Source organism: Frankia sp. AgKG'84/4, from assembly GCF_023242965.2.
GTDB lineage: Bacteria > Actinomycetota > Actinomycetes > Frankiales > Frankiaceae > Frankia.
Window position 1 is genome coordinate 1 of the sequence record NZ_JALKFU020000767.1, and the last position, 1,160, is coordinate 1,160.

Here is a 1,160-nt window from a genome sequence, read left to right on the forward strand (position 1 = left end):
GCGGGCGCAGGCCACGCGTCTCGCCGAGCGGGTCGCCGCCGGCGCGGACCTGCCGGGCTCGCCGTCGACCACCGACGTCGGCCATGCGCTGGCGGTCGGTCGGGCCGCCCTGGAACACCGCGCGGTCGTCGTCGCGGACAGCGTCGAGGAGTTCCTCACGGGACTGCGGGCGATCGCCGCCGACGTCCCGGCGGGTCACGCCGTGACCGGTGTCGCCGCGCCGGCCACGGGGCGCACCGCGTTCCTGTTCACCGGGCAGGGCAGCCAGCGCGCCGGGGCCGGCCGCGAGCTGTACGCACGCTTCGGCGTGTTCGCCGACGCACTCGACGAGGTCGCCGGACCGCTCGACATCGCCGTCGGCCGGTCCGTGCGGGAGTTGCTGTTCGCCGAGCCCGGTTCGCCGGCGGCCGCCGATCTGGACGCGACCGCCTACACCCAGCCGGCGCTGTTCGCCCTGGAAGTGGCGCTGTACCGGCTGGTCGAGTCGTTCGGGCTGCGGGCCGACCGCCTCATCGGCCACTCCGTCGGCGAGCTGAGCGCCGCCCATGTCGCCGGGGTGTTCTCGCTGTCCGACGCGGCGACGCTCGTCGCCGCACGCGGCCGGCTCATGCAGAGCGTGCCCGCGACCGGCGCCATGGCCGCCCTGGAAGGCACCGAAGCCGAGATCGAGCGGCTGCTCGCCGACGCGGCCGACGCGGCCGGGACGGTCGGGACTGTCGGCATCGCGGCGGTCAACGGGCCCCGCTCGGTGGTGATCTCCGGTGACCGCGAGGCGGTCGAGTCCCTCGCCGGCCGCTGGCGCGACGCGGGCCACCGGGCCAAGACGCTGCGGGTCAGCCACGCGTTCCACTCCGCGCACCTCGACCCGGTCCTCGACGAGTACCGCCGGGTGCTGTCGAGGGTGACGCTGCGGCCGCCGACGATCCCGATCATCTCGAACGTCACCGGCGAAGTGGCCACCGACGCCGAACTCACCGATCCCGACTACTGGGTGCGCCATCTGCGCGGCGCGATCCGGTTCCACGACGGCGTGCGCACCCTCGCCGACCAGGGCGTCACCACCTACGTCGAGCTGGGCCCGGACGCGGTGCTCGCCGCCCTGGCCGAGCAGACCCTCGCCGACGCCGCCCCCACCGGGGCAGGGCCAGCCGGCGGGGCGC

Annotated in this window: 1 protein-coding gene; it reads left to right on the forward strand. The window is 75.9% G+C overall.

The features are described 5' to 3' along the window. Nucleotides 1-1,160 (forward strand): acyltransferase domain-containing protein (locus tag MXD58_RS25080; RefSeq protein ID WP_250610093.1); only part of this gene is annotated, 1,160 nt, incomplete at both ends.